The 14,899-nt window shown below is 55.6% G+C and carries 17 protein-coding genes; 3 read left to right on the top strand and 14 right to left on the bottom strand.

Translation table 11 applies throughout. The features are described from left to right. Positions 1-6: 6 nt before the first annotated feature. Positions 7-621, top strand: coding sequence for an SCO family protein (locus OSH09_RS04185; RefSeq protein WP_266120255.1), 615 nt, complete (start codon positions 7-9; stop codon positions 619-621). On the opposite strand, the gene OSH09_RS04190 is transcribed toward OSH09_RS04185, so the two are convergent. From OSH09_RS04190 to OSH09_RS04200, 3 genes are all read right to left on the bottom strand, one after another. After that, the gene (locus tag OSH09_RS04190; RefSeq protein WP_207874907.1) at positions 618-1,079 is read right to left on the bottom strand and encodes a carboxymuconolactone decarboxylase family protein; all 462 of its coding nucleotides are present in this window, start codon (positions 1,077-1,079) and stop codon (positions 618-620) included. The two genes, OSH09_RS04185 and OSH09_RS04190, sit on opposite strands and share 4 nt — an antisense overlap. Before the next feature lie 73 nt (positions 1,080-1,152). Continuing rightward, positions 1,153-1,788: an FMN-dependent NADH-azoreductase gene (locus OSH09_RS04195; protein WP_266120256.1), complete on the bottom strand. Its 636-nt coding sequence runs from the start codon at positions 1,786-1,788 to the stop codon at positions 1,153-1,155. A 5-nt stretch (positions 1,789-1,793) separates the two neighbouring features. Continuing rightward, complete coding sequence (locus OSH09_RS04200) at positions 1,794-2,231, bottom strand: GNAT family N-acetyltransferase (protein ID WP_266120257.1); 438 nt, start codon at positions 2,229-2,231, stop codon at positions 1,794-1,796. A 106-nt stretch (positions 2,232-2,337) separates the two neighbouring features. On the opposite strand from OSH09_RS04200, the gene pdxR reads away from it, so the two are divergent. Then, complete coding sequence (gene pdxR, locus OSH09_RS04205; protein WP_266120258.1) at positions 2,338-3,774, top strand: MocR-like pyridoxine biosynthesis transcription factor PdxR; 1,437 nt, start codon at positions 2,338-2,340, stop codon at positions 3,772-3,774. A gap of 42 nt (positions 3,775-3,816) precedes the next feature. On the opposite strand, the gene OSH09_RS04210 is transcribed toward pdxR, so the two are convergent. Then, positions 3,817-5,202: a dihydrolipoyl dehydrogenase gene (locus tag OSH09_RS04210; RefSeq protein ID WP_266120259.1), complete on the bottom strand. Its 1,386-nt coding sequence runs from the start codon at positions 5,200-5,202 to the stop codon at positions 3,817-3,819. Between the two features lie 128 nt (positions 5,203-5,330). On the opposite strand from OSH09_RS04210, the gene OSH09_RS04215 reads away from it, so the two are divergent. Further along, positions 5,331-5,747: a MerR family transcriptional regulator gene (locus tag OSH09_RS04215; protein ID WP_266120260.1), complete on the top strand. Its 417-nt coding sequence runs from the start codon at positions 5,331-5,333 to the stop codon at positions 5,745-5,747. A 138-nt stretch (positions 5,748-5,885) separates the two neighbouring features. Here OSH09_RS04215 and OSH09_RS04220 read toward each other — a convergent pair whose 3' ends face one another. From OSH09_RS04220 to OSH09_RS04265, 10 genes are read right to left on the bottom strand one after another with little or no spacing between them, the layout of a single operon-like run. After that, complete coding sequence (locus tag OSH09_RS04220; RefSeq protein ID WP_207874912.1) at positions 5,886-7,172, bottom strand: TRAP transporter large permease; 1,287 nt, start codon at positions 7,170-7,172, stop codon at positions 5,886-5,888. An 18-nt stretch (positions 7,173-7,190) separates the two neighbouring features. Further along, positions 7,191-7,721, bottom strand: a complete 531-nt coding sequence (locus tag OSH09_RS04225; protein WP_207874913.1) for a TRAP transporter small permease — start codon at positions 7,719-7,721, stop codon at positions 7,191-7,193. Between the two features lie 54 nt (positions 7,722-7,775). Then, entirely contained in the window at positions 7,776-8,753 is a 978-nt protein-coding gene (locus OSH09_RS04230) for a TRAP transporter substrate-binding protein (RefSeq protein ID WP_266120261.1), read from the bottom strand. A 39-nt stretch (positions 8,754-8,792) separates the two neighbouring features. After that, positions 8,793-9,326: a type II 3-dehydroquinate dehydratase gene (locus tag OSH09_RS04235; RefSeq protein ID WP_207874915.1), complete on the bottom strand. Its 534-nt coding sequence runs from the start codon at positions 9,324-9,326 to the stop codon at positions 8,793-8,795. A gap of 26 nt (positions 9,327-9,352) precedes the next feature. Continuing rightward, positions 9,353-10,108 carry an SDR family NAD(P)-dependent oxidoreductase gene (locus OSH09_RS04240; RefSeq protein WP_266120262.1) on the bottom strand — a complete coding sequence of 252 codons (756 nt, stop codon included), beginning with the start codon at positions 10,106-10,108 and terminating at the stop codon, positions 9,353-9,355. Positions 10,109-10,141: 33 nt separating this feature from the next. Next, positions 10,142-10,888, bottom strand: coding sequence for an SDR family NAD(P)-dependent oxidoreductase (locus OSH09_RS04245; protein ID WP_266120263.1), 747 nt, complete (start codon positions 10,886-10,888; stop codon positions 10,142-10,144). An 8-nt stretch (positions 10,889-10,896) separates the two neighbouring features. Continuing rightward, positions 10,897-11,730, bottom strand: coding sequence for an alpha/beta fold hydrolase (locus OSH09_RS04250; RefSeq protein ID WP_266120264.1), 834 nt, complete (start codon positions 11,728-11,730; stop codon positions 10,897-10,899). Then, entirely contained in the window at positions 11,727-12,953 is a 1,227-nt protein-coding gene (locus tag OSH09_RS04255) for a CaiB/BaiF CoA transferase family protein (protein WP_207874918.1), read from the bottom strand. Before OSH09_RS04255 ends, OSH09_RS04250 begins: the two co-directional genes overlap by 4 nt. Beyond that, positions 12,950-13,756 carry an IclR family transcriptional regulator gene (locus OSH09_RS04260; protein WP_207874919.1) on the bottom strand — a complete coding sequence of 269 codons (807 nt, stop codon included), beginning with the start codon at positions 13,754-13,756 and terminating at the stop codon, positions 12,950-12,952. The genes OSH09_RS04255 and OSH09_RS04260 overlap by 4 nt, the downstream gene beginning before the upstream one ends. Beyond that, positions 13,753-14,898 (bottom strand): thiolase family protein, encoded by a 1,146-nt coding sequence (locus OSH09_RS04265; RefSeq protein WP_162090416.1) that lies wholly within the window; start codon positions 14,896-14,898, stop codon positions 13,753-13,755. Before OSH09_RS04265 ends, OSH09_RS04260 begins: the two co-directional genes overlap by 4 nt. Position 14,899: the final 1 nt, after the last annotated feature.

Below are 14,899 nucleotides of genomic sequence, written 5' to 3' on the forward strand. Positions count from 1 at the left end.
ACGTCCATGACACCCAGCCGCCCCGTTCAGTCCATTCTTGTCTTGTTAAAACAATGTGGTCTGAGCCTGGCGCTGGGGCTATTCCTGCTTGGCAGTGCTGCCGCTGCCAATCTGCATCACGTACGTGGCTTCCTGCCCGACCTGCGTTTTTCCCTGCAAGCCGCTGGCCCCAAAACCGTCACCCAGGATGACTTCAAGGATAAAGTCATCATGATGTTCTTTGGCTATGCCAGTTGCCCGGATATTTGCCCCACCACCTTGGCTCAACTGGGCCTGGTCATGGAAGAACTGGGGAACGATGCCGAGCAGGTACGCATCATCTTTGTCAGCGTTGACCCCCACCGCGATACGCCCGACTCCCTGGCCCGTTATGTGGCCGCCTTTGATGGCAAGCACACGACAGGCCTGACAGGCTCTGAAAAGCAGATTGCCGATCTGGCCCGTCGTTACCGGGTAGCCTTCCAGATTGAAAAACCCGACCCCAGAGCGCCCGAGAACTACGAGGTATCGCACAGCCGGGGCGTGTACATTTTCGACCAGCAAGGTAGAGCGCGCTATCTGGCTCCGGATACCGAGTCGGTGCAGGTTCTGGCGGATGGGGTACGCAGCTTGCTGCCCTAAGCCTGCTGCTCTTTCACCGCTTGAGGCGGATTTCTGAAGCTGATTGCCAAACGGTTATAGGTATTCATCAGCCCGATAGCAATGGTGAGATCCACCAGTTCTTTCTCGCTAAATACCTCCCGTGCCGCCTGATAATCCTGATCAGGCACACCCGTGCAGGCCACATTCGTGACGCTCTCGGCCCAGGCAAGCCCGGCACGTTCACGCTCACTAAAAAGAGAACCCGCTTCGGCCCAGGCTTGCAGCAAAGCCAGCTTCTCAACTTTCACCCCATGCTTGAGAAGATCACGGGTGTGCATGTCCAGACAATAAGCACAATTATTGATCTGCGATATACGCAGAAAAATCAATTCGACAAACTGGGTATCCAAGCCACACTGCAGCACGTAGGCATAGACCGAACCCAGGCTTTTAGTCCCAGCGGGCGCAACCTGCGCATAATCAATTCGTTGGGTCATCTCTTGCTCCCTGATTAAATAAGATGGGCTATCTTGCTAACTGACCACGAGGACATGGAACAGCCCGTACGACTCAAGAAACCACTCCGTCCTTGACCGACCAGTTCATAAAATACTCAGCAATCTCGGCCTGCGCTCCCAGCCTGGCTTCCTCCACCAGCGCTTCGTCTTTGGCACTACCTTGCACCGAAAAAAAGGTGATGCATTTAAAGCCAATCGTAGCCAGCACGGCTTTCAAATAAGGCGTCAGGAAATCCGGCTGATGGGCCTGGGAGCCCGAAAACACGGCACCCGACGATACGGCTACAAAAACAGGCCGGTCCGCTAGCTTCCCGATTTTTCCTGCTGGCGTGGCACTAAAGGTATGGCGAATCCGCACAACATGATCTATCCAGGATTTCAAGCCGGATGGAACGGTGTAATTATGCATGGGCGTGGCAATGACCACATAATCCGCTTCCGACAAGCTCTGAATCAAGTCATCTGACCGCCCTAAAGAACCGCCTTCAGCGTCCTCAGGATCGCATGGTCCACCCAAGGCGCGAGCATAGGGTGCGTCCACATGCGAGAGCCGATTCGCGTCAATCTCAAGAATCTCTGTGCCAAGGGCGGCGTCGGATTTTGACAAAGCCTCCACAATGAACTGCGACAGGCGAAAGCTTTCCGAATGCACGCCATTTGGGCTACAAGCCAATCGAAGAATAGTCACGATATCTATTTACCTAACACTTTGCTAAATCCCAAGGAAGCGCTCAGCATCCCTTGCCGAAAATAAAACCGCTGTGCGAGTGCGAAATTCAGGCCGGTATCCAATACCAAGCGCGAGCAGCCTGCCTCCTGGGCCAGACTCTCCAGCCTATGCAACAGACTAGCACCATGACCAGCGCTACGCTTCTCTGTGCTCACGACCAGATCGTCCACATAAAGAAAGTGACCGAAGATCAGATTTTGCTGATAGCGATAGCCAGCCAAAGCAATAGGCTCCCCCTCCTCCCACACCGCCAGCAAGGCGTAGCGTTCTGATCGCATATCCTCCACTTGGCGAACAAACTCATCTGCATCCAGCAGATGAGGCCGTAATTGCTGCATAAGTGCGAAGCACGCTCTGAGCTCCTGAGCGGTTTCGACATGGCGCATTTCCAAAATAGCCACGAGACCCTTCTCCTCAATATCTCTGCCCAACTGGCAGTCGCTGAGGCTATTTTGCGTGAATTCATGACACAATCAAAGATCCATAAATTGGATTTTCAACTAGTCCATGTTGCCTATATTTAATGAACACCTTGCGCTCAGCAGCTCCCGTAATGAGCCCATGTACAAGCAGATTTATGAGCGTTTCCGGACCGCTATCATTCAAGGCACACTGAGTCCGGGCGACCGGATTCCCTCTGCACGCGGCTTGGCAACGGAGTTAGGAGTGGCGCGCGGCACCGTCGAGATGGCCTACTCCTTGCTGCATGCTGAAGGTTATGTGCAGCCACGGGGGCAAGCGGGCACGGTAGTCACTCCGGGATTGCAGGCCCGGCCCTCAGAAACGAGCTCGCGTCTTGCCACTACGCTGTCCACAAGGGCTCTGGATCAGGAGCAGGAGCCCATGCCGTTCCAGATGGGCTTGCCCGCCCTGGACGCTTTCCCCCGCAAGATCTGGGCGCGTCTAGGCGCCAGACACTTGCGCAGCATGCAGGCTGCGGACCTGTCCTATCCACCGCAAAATGGCTTGCCCGAACTACGTGCCACGATTGCCGCCCATTTGCAGGTAGCGCGCGGTATCCAATGCACGCCTGCACAGGTATTCATTACTTCGGGATACCGAGAGAGCTTGCATCTGTTCATCCACGCACTCTTGCAAAACCATGAACAAGTCTGGGTGGAAGACCCCTGCTATCCATTAACGCGTGAAATACTGCAGCACTCGGGTTTGAGCATGGTGGCCGTGGGCGTTGATGAGCAAGGCTTAAGAGTGTCCGAGGGCATACAAAAAGCACCGCAGGCCAGCGCAGCAATCGTGACGCCCGCCCACCAAAGCCCACTTAGCGTGACGCTGTCCCTGACCCGACGCCAAGCCTTACTGGAGTGGGCAGAGCGCAATCAACGCTGGATCGTGGAGGATGATTATGACGGAGAATATCGCTATGTCAGCCGTCCTCTGCCCGCTTTGAAAAGCCTGGATCATCATGGTCGTGTGATTTACGCAGGCACCTTCAGCAAGCTGCTGTTTCCCGGCATTCGCCTGGCCTATCTGGTGGTTCCTGAAGCGCAGATTCAGCGATTTGACGCCGTCAAACAGGTTTTGGGCAACGGTATCCCAGGACTGACGCAAGCCTTGCTCAGCTCCTTCATGGTCGAAGGGCATTTTGCACGCCACATTCAGCGCATGCGAAGGCTGTATGCAGAGCGCCGAGAGGCCACGGCAGCGGGATTATCCAAAGCGTTTGGCGCCAGCATGTCCATTGATCCGCAACCGGGTGGCATGCATCTATTGGTCAGAATGCAAGGCCATCACACTGATCGTGCACTGGCCGATCGCCTGCGCCAGAACGGTATCTATGCGCAGGCCTTATCACGTTGGACAAGTGAAGCCGCTTGCGGCTCGGGCCTCTTGTTGGGCTTTACCAATATAGAGTCGCAAGAGCGGGCCGAGCAGCTCGGCCGCCGTATCATGGACCTGAAGCAGCACCCTGACGACCAAGTCTGATCGGGTGCTTTTTGACAGGCTTTGCGGCCTGTCAGAAATCCATCAGGAAGATTTCAAAGCAGATTGAGCCTGACGCAAGGCCGTACGCAAACCTTCTTCCAGTACCGGATGGTAGAACGGCATCGCCAACATCTGATCCAGGGTCAGCCCCATCTGCAAGGACCAGGCCAACAGGTGGGCGATATGCTCGGCTTGAGGCCCGACCATCTCGGCTCCCAGGAACTTGCCCTCCTTGTCCGCATAAACATGCAGCAAACCACGGTTAACCAGCATCACGCGAGCACGGCCCTGATTGCCGAAGTTCACGCTCCCTGTCACCACGCCTTCTGGCAGTGATTTGAAGGGCGTACCAACGACAGCCACCTGCGGATCACTAAATACCACCGCCATGCGCGCACGACGCGCCATAGGCTCGTCCTGGCCATTGCTGATGGCCTGCAAAGCGGCCAGACGACCATCATCCGCTGCCTCGTGCAAGATAGGCGCACGCTGGTTCACATCACCCGCGAGATAAATGGAGGTGCCTTTCAGTTGCAGGCTGTCCATGTCAAAGACCACACGCCCTTTGCTATCCCACTGCGCTGGCGTATTTTCCAAGCCCAGATTGTCCAGTTGCGGACTGCGCCCGGCGGCACCCAACACGTAGTCGTAATCCTCGGCCAGTTCCTTGCCGTCTACCTTCAGACGTACACGTGCCTTACCATCCACGACCTCGCTACCCAGGACGGTCACATCCGCACGAATATTCAGTTCCTGACTGAAAATTGCACGCCCTGCTTCTCGTACTTCAGGATCAGACAAGCCAGCCAAACTCTGGCTGCGGTTGATAATGGAGACTTTCACCCCTACACGCGCCAGCGCCTGCCCCAGCTCCAGACCAATCACGCCCGTACCGACAACCAGCACGCTTTCCGGTAAATCCGTCCAGTCAAAAACATCCTCGTTATTGATCAGCAAGGCTCCCAGCGGCTCCAGCTCCTTGGGGCGCACGGGCGTGGAGCCTGTGGCAATAATCACGTGCTTTGCGGTGATACGAGTATGGTCATCCACCTCCAGCACATGCTCGGAGACAAAGCGGGCATGGCCACGCACTTTATCCTCGGCATCAAAGCCTTCCACATCATCCACGACAAACTGCACAAAGCGATCACGCTCACGACGCACCCGGTCCATGACCTGTTTGCCATCAATGCGAATATCGCCGTCCACATGCACACCAAAGGGAGCGGTATGACGCGCGTGATGCGCCGCATCGGCAGCCGCAATCAGCAGCTTGGAGGGCATGCAGCCAACCCGCGCGCACATCGTGCCGTAAGGGCCCGACTCGATCATCAGCGTTCTCTTGCCGGCCCGTTTGGCCGTGCGATACGCTGTCATACCCGCTGTCCCCGCTCCAATCACGGCAACATCACACTGAATTTCTTTCATAACCGCTCCTTGAATTCATACTAAGGCAATCAGGGGCCTGATGACCTACCCGAGCACCCGTTCTACAATGTGCAGAATCGACCTTTTCAATCATAACGCAGTCCCTACGTACTGCCCGAGGAAAGCCCATGCTGATTAGTGAAGCGGCCCGCATCACCGGCCTGACACCCAAGATGATCCGGCACTATGAAGATCTGGGACTGTTAAATAGTGACCGTGCCCCCAATGGTTACCGTGTCTACCAGGACCAGGACCTGGATACCCTGCACTTTATTGTGCGTGCCAAGGAGCTGGGGTTCAATCTGGCAGACATCCAGCAACTGACCAGCCTGTGGCGCGACCAGCAACGCCCCAGCAGCGAAGTCAAGCAACTGGCGCAGGCCCATATCAAAGCCTTGGAAAGCCGCGTTGCCCTCTTGCTGGACATGGCGGCCAAACTGCGGGTGCTGGCCGAACAATGTCAGGGCGACCACCAGCCCGATTGCCCCATTCTGGACGGTTTGGAAGGCGGCCATTGTTCCGGGTCGGCACAAAAAACTGCCTGAGCGCAGGCTCATCCAGACACAGGCCGCACTCGTCGGCATCCCCCCAGATCTCTTGAAGCAGAACGGCTCTAAAAAAAATGCCTCTCAAACCTTCAACAAGGCTTGAGAGGCAGCGGCACGATGCCAATCGATAGATAGCTAGGAACCAGCCACCAAGTTAGGCAGCCACACCGACACTTGTGGGAACAGGGTCAAGATGACGAGTACCAGCAAGGCCGTGAACAGGAAGGGAGCAATCCCCACCACACCACGCTCCAACGAGATACGAGCCAGCAAGGACGAAATATTCAGGCACAAACCGGCTGGCGGTGTAATCAGACCAATACACAGGTTCACGACGGCCACCACGGTAAAGTGAGTCGGATCGATCCCCAGCTTCATCGCAATGGGATAGAGCACAGGAATCAACATCACCAGGGCGGCATTGGTTTCCAGGAACATACCCACGATCAGCAACAGCACATTGACGAACAGCAGGAAAACAAGCGGGTTGCTGATGTTTTCCAAAACGAAAGCGGAAATGGCTTCGGGAATACTGACGTACGCCAGCAGCCAGCTAAAGACACGCGCTGCTGCAACGATGATCATGATCACAGCGGTGGTATGGGCTGCGCCAACCAGGCTATCTACAAAGATTTTCCAGGTGATCTGACGGTAAATCAGCGTCCCGACGACCAAGGCATAAATCACAGCCATGATGGCCGCTTCGGTAATGTTGAAAATACCGCTGCGAATGCCACCCAGAATAAAGACTGGCAGCAACAAGGCGAAGGCCGAGTTTTTAAAGGTAATCCAGATTTCCCGGCCCGAGGCTTTGCCTTGTGTTGGGAAATTATTGCGCTTGCTGATCCACCAGCTCATCACCAGCATGGACAGCATATAAAGAACGCCTGGTACCACACCAGCCAAGAACAAGGTCGTGATGGACTGGCCTGTCAGTACGGCCACCACAATAAACGGGATGGAAGGCGGAATGATGGGAGCCACCACGTTCGCGGCTGCAATGACGCCGCCTGCAAAACCGGGGGGATAGCCAGAGCGGATCATGGCGGGAATCATGATGCGGCCCAAAGCGCTGGTGTCCGCGACGGCCGAGCCGGAGATACCGGCAAACATGCCCGAGGCCAGCACACCGCTCATGGCCAGGCCACCTTTGAAACGGCCCAACAAGGCATTGGCAAAATCCAGCAAGCGGCTGGTCAGGCCACCGGAGGTCATCAGGCTACCGGCCAATACAAAGAACGGAATGGCCAGCAAGGAAAAACTGTCCAGCCCGCTGAACAATTGCTGGGGAACCGCCATCAAGCTGATATCACCCAGTGCTACCAAAGCAGCCAGAACGCCCGCCGTGATGGCAAAGCCGATCGGCATGCCAATCAGCATGAGAATGAGCGTCAGAAGGGTAATTAAGGTTACGGTGATCATAAAAAGTGTTTTCCGTACTTAGGGATGCTCGTCGGTACTGCCGGATGTCCAATCAGGCTGACTACCCAAGCGGATTAACAGCAAAATCACTACGCACAAGCCCATTCCCAGCCACAGGGACGCATAGACCCAGGACATGGGGATATCCATCGCTGCCGAGAGCTGAACCGCATTGATTTGCGCAAATTCCCAACCGTAGTATGTGATGCAGAGCAAGGTCGCCAGCATCAGCAGGTCGCGAATAATCAAGACGCGTCGTTTCAGCTTGCTTGAAATGTGATCCAGCAAAATCGTGACCGTGACATGACCACTACGGCGCAAGACAGCCGCACTGCCCAGCAAGGAAATCCACACCATCAAGAAGCGAGCGACTTCCTCACTCCAGGAGGACATATCTTTCAGGACGTAGCGAGAGAAGATCTGCCATGCAATAACCGCACACATCACAAACATCATGCTGCCGATAATCCAGTCCAGCGCCTTTTCAATAACAGACGCGCTTTTATCGGCCCAATTTTCTGTTTTGGTCGGTACGTTGTTAGTTGTCATAACTTTTACCTGTGGGGTCGGGACATGCGGGTGACACATGTCCCGATTTTTTCATTATTGAACGGCGCGGATTTTATCCAGCCAAACCTGCAGCTCGGGGAACTCTGCATCCATGGCTTTAATCTTGGTCGCAAAGGCTTCGCGATCAACGGCGTTAAATGCCATGCCTTTTCCGATCAGGAACTGCTTCATGTTTTCTTCTTCCACGATCATGCGATCCGTGGCTTCCTTCATGACACGCTCGCCCTCTTCCTGCAGAATCTGGCGTGTTTCTTCAGGGAGTTTCTTGAAGTAGGCGTCCGAGTAGATCAAGGTCATGGCACCGATGGTGTGCTGAGTTTCAGCCACGTTCTTTTGCACCTCGAACAGATTGACGTTCTTGATCACTTCCAGGGGGTTTTCCTGGCCATCAATCATGCCGTGCTGCAAGGAAGTGAACAGCTCGGCCATGCCCATAGGTACCGGGCTGGCACCCAGCGTGGTCCAGGTGCTGCGATACATGCGCAGTGGAGGGACACGCATTTTCAAACCGTGCAAATCATCCGGGTTTTGAATCACACGGTTCGATGTCAGGTAACGAGCGCCGCGGTAGGCCGCCCCCACCAGCTTGAACCCGCTTTCCTTGGCAATCTGGTCATACAGCTCCTGGCCGACTGGGCCGGTATAAACCGCACGGTAGTGATCCATATCGCGAATCAGGTAGGGGTAGGCTTCGACACCGGCCGATTTTGCGTAGCGATCCAAGGCCCCCACACTTTGCAGCACGATGTGATTAGTGCCCATGCGCAGGCCTTCAATGGACTGAGGCCAGTCACCAGTCAAACCATTGGCGTCGATATTGATCTTGATTTTCCCGCCCGAACGCTCTTCAACAGCGGCTTTAAAGCGCTCTGCTGTTTGCCCCCAATGATCCTGGACGGCATAAATATGCGCAAACTTCAGCGTAACGGGTTTGATTTCTGCCTGAGCGGCAACACTGCTGAACAAGCCAACAGCGGCAAAAACGGTAGCGAGTAGAGAAAACTTTTTCATGTCTTCCTCCGTATTAATCGTTATATGAAAAGAGGTGGACTACTGACCGGAAGGGCGACCCAGGAAGCTCTGATCATCCAGAGCCAGGGTCATGGCGGTCAAGGCAGCCAGATAGCTGTAATGGCGCATGCCCATGCAAATGCCAGTAGCGGTATGGGTGAAACTGGACTGAATGCTGCCACCACCCAAACCACGGGCAGCGCCTGCACTGGCAGCAATGTTCGAGAAGTGAACTTCCATCACGGGCAGCTCAGTGTCTTCCAGGGCATGACGCACGCCTTCCCCAATCGTGGTCAGGCCAGCGGGATTGATCAGGTAGCCATCCACCCGATGAGCGGACTCGTGGATGTATTCCAAAATATCGCCCATGTGATTGGACGAAAAATTCTCTACCTCTACACCCAACTGCTCACCAAAGTTGCGCACGCACTCCTTGAGCTCGTCCAGGGACTGGATGTTTCCATAGACTTTTTTGCTGCGCTTACCTAGGCTCGACATGTTCGGGCCATCAATCACAGCGATAAGGTGTTTGCGGTTGGAAGAACGGGTGATGGTGAAGTTATGTGCACTCATGCTTGGAAGCCTCTTGCTAAGTGGGATTAGTTAAAACGCAGACCAGCATCCACGTTCAGTGTCTGACCAGTGATGTATTTGCTTTCATCAGAAGCCAGGAACATGGTGGCGCCGATCATGTCGCTGACATCCCCTTTGCGTTTCAGGGTTTGGGCAGCGATGATGGCGTCCCATTGCTCTGGACGAATGGTGTCGCGTGGGACTTCAGTCACGATGCCGTGCGGGCTGATGGCATTGACGTTGATGCAGTACTCACCCAGCTCGGTGGCCAGGGCGCGGGTCAAGGCAACAACCGCCCCTTTGGAGGCCACGTAGTGCGCGTAATTCGCACGGCCCGTCACCACAACGCTGGAAGAAATATTGATGATCTTGCCGCTTTGCTGTTGCTTCATGAAGGGCGATACCGCCTTGATGCAGTTAAAGACACCACGGGCATTCACGCCCATCACAAAGTCCCACTCGTCTGCGTCGATTTCTTCAAATGGCTTCATTTTCAGGGTCGAGAAAACGGCCGCATTGTTAATCAGCACGTCCACCGTGCCAAAGGCTTTGACTGCCTGCGCAACCATCTCGGCCGTGCTATTGTCGTCCGACACATCAACTTTGACGGCCAGTGCCTGACCATTTTCTGCCTGAATTTCTGCGGCAACAGCCTGTGCTTTTTCGATGTTCAAATCAGCCACCACCACCGCAGCACCTGCCTTGGCAAATTCTTGCGCGTAGGCACGACCAATCCCTTGGCCTGCTCCGGTGATAATCACTGTTTTATTTTCAAATCTCACGATAGTTCCTTATTGATATGGGTATGAATGTGTTCAGGCAGGCATACGCAAGGTAGCCATACCACCATCAATATTGATGATGGTGCCGGTGTAAGACAGCGCACCCGGATGGGCGACGTGGGCAACCAGGCGAGCAACCTCTTCGGGCTGAACCATTTGCCCGGTGGGTTGGCGACGGTGAAACTCATTGCGCTTGGCCACCGGATCGCTAGTGCGATTGGCCAGCTCGGTCATGAAGGGGGTGTCTACGGTGGCGGGGGCAATGCCCACTACACGAATCTGCTCGGCAATCAAATCGGCGGACATGGCCAGCGTCATGGACTGGATCGCCCCTTTGCTGGCTGAATACAGCGCACGCTCGGGCAAGCCATTGATCGCGGTGCAGGAAGACATATTGACGATCACGGCATTTTTCGACTGACGCAAATACGGCAAACACGCACGCGTACTACGCATATAGCCCAGCACGTTGATGTTAAGAATGCGCAGCCAGTCTTCGTCACTGCCATCTTCTATCGTGCCCACAAAGCTCACACCGGCGTTGTTGACCAAGACATCAATACGACCTTGTTCCTGGGCGAACCCGGCCAGTGCCCGATTCAAGGATTCCTGATCGGTCACATCGGCAATCAAAGCCGTAGCCCCTTCCGGGATGCCCTCAGGCTGACGGTCAATACCGCCAACGATAGCGCCCAGCTCCAGCAGGTGCTGGCATACAGCCTGGCCTATGCCTGCGGCGGCACCTGTGACAACAACGATTCGGCCTGTAAAGTCTGACATAAGCGTTCCTAGCGAAAATGAGTGGTGCCGGATGCCTTGAAATGCGCCAATAGCAAGTCAATCAAGGTATCGGGCGGGGTCAGTGGCAACATGTGCCCTCCCCCATCAATAATGTGTAGCGCGGTCTGTGTCTTGCCCGCCTTGTGCAAAGCATCCAGGATGATCTGCATGGCACTGGCGGGGGTAGACAGATCCTGGCTGCCCGTCAGCAGCAAAGTGGCCGGCAAGTGCGCCGCCAGGTCGCCGTACCCGGAAAACTGGGCAAGAGTTTGCCAACTGCTCAGCAATGTCTCCACCGGAACCAGGCTGAGCTGTTGCTCTGCGTACTGCATGGCTTGGGCTAGCTCAGGGCTGGTCTCCAGCCCACCAAACCAGCGCTGCATGGTGGTCTCTACAATGGTTTGACGACTTTCATGCTGCATGGCCTGGGCACGCTCACCAAATACCGCCAAGCCCATCGGCGGGCTGGCGATAATGCTCAGGCTTTGCACCGTTTTAGTGGGACGATCAGCCAGCCTGGCCGCTGCCAGCGCTGCAATCACCCCGCCAATCGAATGTCCCAGCAAATGAACCTTGTCAAAACGGCAGGACTCCACCACCTTGACGGCATCGTCCACCAAGGTATCCAGGTCGAAATGCGATAGCGCGGCGGCCGAGCCATGACCTCGCAGGTCGTAGCTCAGACACGGGTAATCGGCAGCCAAGTAGCTGAACAGTGCGTCAAAGGAGCACGCATCGACTCCGATGGAGTGCAAGGCAATGACACACTCATCACGGCTCGCGCCCGTCTCTGCAACGAGCAAAGAGCTTGGGTAATGAAGCCTGGCCAATGGGGTCGTCATGCTTGGCTGCACGTGCTGTTCAACAACACGCCTTTACTTTGTAAAGACGACACGGCTTCAGCAGACAGGCTTAACCACTCACCCAACACGCGCGCATCATCCTCGCCCTTCTTGGGCGGGAACCGGGATGGAGCAGCATCAGCGCCCACGAATTTGATGGGGTTTCCAACCACCTCAATGCTGTGGTCTTCATTTTGAAGGGCCAGAATCATGCTGCGCTCTGAATCGCGTGCATGTGCCAATGCCTCTGGAACGGACTGGATCAGGGCAACCGGCACGCTATGCTCTTCCAATAATGGAATCCAATGCGCAGCCGCCTGGGTCGCGAAAGCGCTTTCAAGCAGCTCCCACAAGGCCTGTTTGTTTTTCAGACGGCTGGCGCCATTCTGAAAGCGCTCATCGTCAATCAGCGACTCCAGGCCCAGCACACGGCACAAGCCTTGCCACATTCTCTCGGTATTGGCCGTCACTACAAACTCGCGGCCATCCCCACCTCGGAAAGAGCGATAGGTAGGAATAGAATCATGCTTGGCCCCTTGGGGAGCAGGCGTCACGTCCGCAATCAAGGCGTAAGCACTTTGATAAGACAGCATGGCTAACTGGCAATCCAGCATCGCCACATCCACAATCCGACCCTTACCAGTACGTTCCCTGTCGGCCAGGGCGGCATTGATGGCGATAGTCGCGTACAAGCCAGCCACCGTATCACCGGCTGGAATGCCCAAACGTACGGCAGGTCTGCCCTCTTCACCCGTCAGGCTCATGACGCCTGACAAGGCTTGCACAATCATGTCGTAAGCAGGTTTGTCGCGATCCGGGCCGGTTTGTCCAAAACCACTAATGGACGCCCAGACCAGACCGGGATGCTCTTCACACAGGGCCTGCGGATCCAGGCCCAGACGGGCTGCCACGCCGGGGCGGTAGTTTTCCACAACCACATCCGCTTTCAGGATCAGTTGTCGAACCAGATCCAGCCCTTCGGCGGTTTTCAGATTTACCGCCAAACTGCTTTTATTGCGGTTGATACTCAGATAGTAAGCACTATCCTCACCCACAAAATGGGGAGGAATACTGCGACTGGAGTCACCTTCCGGTGCCTCGATCTTGACCACTTCAGCCCCCAGATCCCCCAGCACTTGCGTACAAAAGGGACCGGACAAAAAGGTAGTGAGGTCGATGACCTTATAGCCTGCCAGGGGCTGCGCGGTAGCGGTATGACTCATAATTTGGTTTTTCTATGTCGGTATCCGAACATCTCGGACAGTTTTTCGGCATGATGAATAACGGCAGCGGTAATGGCGCTCAAACCTGCACTGGGCACACGGGTGGTGGGCATGGTCAAACAAATACAGCCCACAATGCCGTGGTTATCAAAGACAGGTGCAGCAACCCCGCGTGCATCGGGCAACTTCTCGCTCATGCTGTGGGCATAACCGTTCTGGCGCACTTCGCTCAGCTCTGCCAGGAGCGACTCCAAAGCAGGCAAAGGTGCATCTTGTGCTGGAGAGGTTTCAGCCTTGGCATACACACGCTCTATCGTGTCCTGATCCAGATACGCCAAAATAGCCTTGCCAGATGCGCCCCATACCAGGGACATGGGCTTGTGCAAATCAATCTGATATTGCAGCTTGTGCTCGCCCCGTGCGATGGCGGCAAAACTCATGGCCGACTCGCTGACGGCATACGTGCCAAACAGAACGGTCTCGTTGAACTCGGAAGCAATCTCGTCCAGAGAGTTTTGTGCCAATGCAGGCTTGGATTCAGCGCTCATGACTTGCGCCGCTACTCGATAAAATTCAGGCCCAATGCTGTACAAACCACTGCCACCACTGACCACCGCAACAAAATCATCTTTGCGCAGCAGATTCAGCAAGCGGTGAGCCGTTGAAGGGGCCAGGCCCATTTGCTCGGACACTTGCTTGACGGTTACCGGGCCGTTGGACTCGGCCAAGACAGCCAATAGCTGAAGCGCGCGGCTTACGGTTCCGGTTGAACTAGTAGAGGTGGACGTGTTTTGTGTGGTCATATCTGGGCTTCAAAAATATGGATTGCACAAGCACCATGATCAAGGCCCGCAATACCGCCACCCGTGACGTGAGTCATGGCGTAGCGAGCATCAGGAACCTGACGTTCTCCGGCCTGGTGTGTCAGTTGCCAGTACATTTCCACGGCTTGGGCCACACCGCTTGCTCCCACTGGGTGACCCTTGGCCAGCAAACCGCCACTGGGGTTCACCACCACGTCACCGCCGTAGGTACTGCGGCCATCCAGCAGAAACTGAGCGGACTGCCCGACCTCACACAAACCTAGTGCTTCGTAATAAATAAGTTCGGCGATTGTAAACGCGTCATGCAGCTCAACCGCATCCAGATCCTGGGCGGTGATCCCCGCCATCTTGTAGGCGTCGCGGGCAGATTCCGCTGAAATCTCGGGACGGGTCATATCGCGAAAGCCGCTGGTCGCCTGACCGGAATGCAGCACGGACGCAGCGACACGCATGGCAGGTTTCTGCAAGCGTTTCAAGGCACGCTCGGACACCATGATCAAGGCTGCCGCGCCATCACCCGTAGGGCAACATTGCAGCAAGGTCAGCGGATCACAAATAGGACGGGATGCCAGCACCTGCTCCACCGTCAGCGGATCGCGATACTGTGCATAGGGATTATGTTTGCTGTGTGTGCGAGCCTTGATGGAGACCTGTGCCAGAACTTCTGGCCCCAGATTGCGTTCATGCAGGTAACGACGAGCACGCATGCCATATACCGCAGGCATCACCAAACCTTGCTGGACTTCGGGATCTTCCTGCACCAAAGGCAAGGTGCCTCCGCCAAACTGCGTGAGCTTGTCCACACCGATCACCAGCACGACGTCGTGTCGGCCAGCCTGGATATCTTTCCACGCCAAGTGAATGGCCGTGGCCCCACCCGAGCAGGCGTTATCGCAATTGACGACGGGCACCGTGCCAATACCGATTTCCTTGACCAGGCGCTGTCCCGTCAACATGCCGCCAAAGGCGTGGCCGCAAACAACAGCATCAATATCCTGAGCCTGTACACCAGCACTGGCCATCGCGTTCAGGATGGCAGGCAAGGCCAAACCGGTATAGCTGGATTCTTTATGACGAGCCATGGGAATCATGGCCGCGCCGACTACATACGCTTCACTCACC

Source organism: Alcaligenes parafaecalis, from assembly GCF_026344135.1.
GTDB classification, from domain to species: Bacteria; Pseudomonadota; Gammaproteobacteria; order Burkholderiales; family Burkholderiaceae_B; genus Alcaligenes; species Alcaligenes parafaecalis.

Bases quoted from the DNA above. Each gene is read 5' to 3' on its own strand.
- OSH09_RS04260 (WP_207874919.1), bottom strand. From the start codon at position 13,756: ATGACCACACAAAACACGTCCACCTCTACTAGTTCAACCGGAACCGTA.
- pdxR (WP_266120258.1), top strand. From the start codon at position 2,338: ATGTTGCCTATATTTAATGAACACCTTGCGCTCAGCAGCTCCCGTAAT.
- OSH09_RS04190 (WP_207874907.1), bottom strand. From the start codon at position 1,079: ATGACCCAACGAATTGATTATGCGCAGGTTGCGCCCGCTGGGACTAAA.
- OSH09_RS04255 (WP_207874918.1), bottom strand. From the start codon at position 12,953: ATGAGTCATACCGCTACCGCGCAGCCCCTGGCAGGCTATAAGGTCATC.
- OSH09_RS04220 (WP_207874912.1), bottom strand. From the start codon at position 7,172: ATGATCACCGTAACCTTAATTACCCTTCTGACGCTCATTCTCATGCTG.
- OSH09_RS04225 (WP_207874913.1), bottom strand. From the start codon at position 7,721: ATGACAACTAACAACGTACCGACCAAAACAGAAAATTGGGCCGATAAA.
- OSH09_RS04250 (WP_266120264.1), bottom strand. From the start codon at position 11,730: ATGACGACCCCATTGGCCAGGCTTCATTACCCAAGCTCTTTGCTCGTT.
- OSH09_RS04215 (WP_266120260.1), top strand. From the start codon at position 5,331: ATGCTGATTAGTGAAGCGGCCCGCATCACCGGCCTGACACCCAAGATG.
- OSH09_RS04185 (WP_266120255.1), top strand. From the start codon at position 7: ATGACACCCAGCCGCCCCGTTCAGTCCATTCTTGTCTTGTTAAAACAA.
- OSH09_RS04210 (WP_266120259.1), bottom strand. From the start codon at position 5,202: ATGAAAGAAATTCAGTGTGATGTTGCCGTGATTGGAGCGGGGACAGCG.
- OSH09_RS04230 (WP_266120261.1), bottom strand. From the start codon at position 8,753: ATGAAAAAGTTTTCTCTACTCGCTACCGTTTTTGCCGCTGTTGGCTTG.
- OSH09_RS04235 (WP_207874915.1), bottom strand. From the start codon at position 9,326: ATGAGTGCACATAACTTCACCATCACCCGTTCTTCCAACCGCAAACAC.
- OSH09_RS04245 (WP_266120263.1), bottom strand. From the start codon at position 10,888: ATGTCAGACTTTACAGGCCGAATCGTTGTTGTCACAGGTGCCGCCGCA.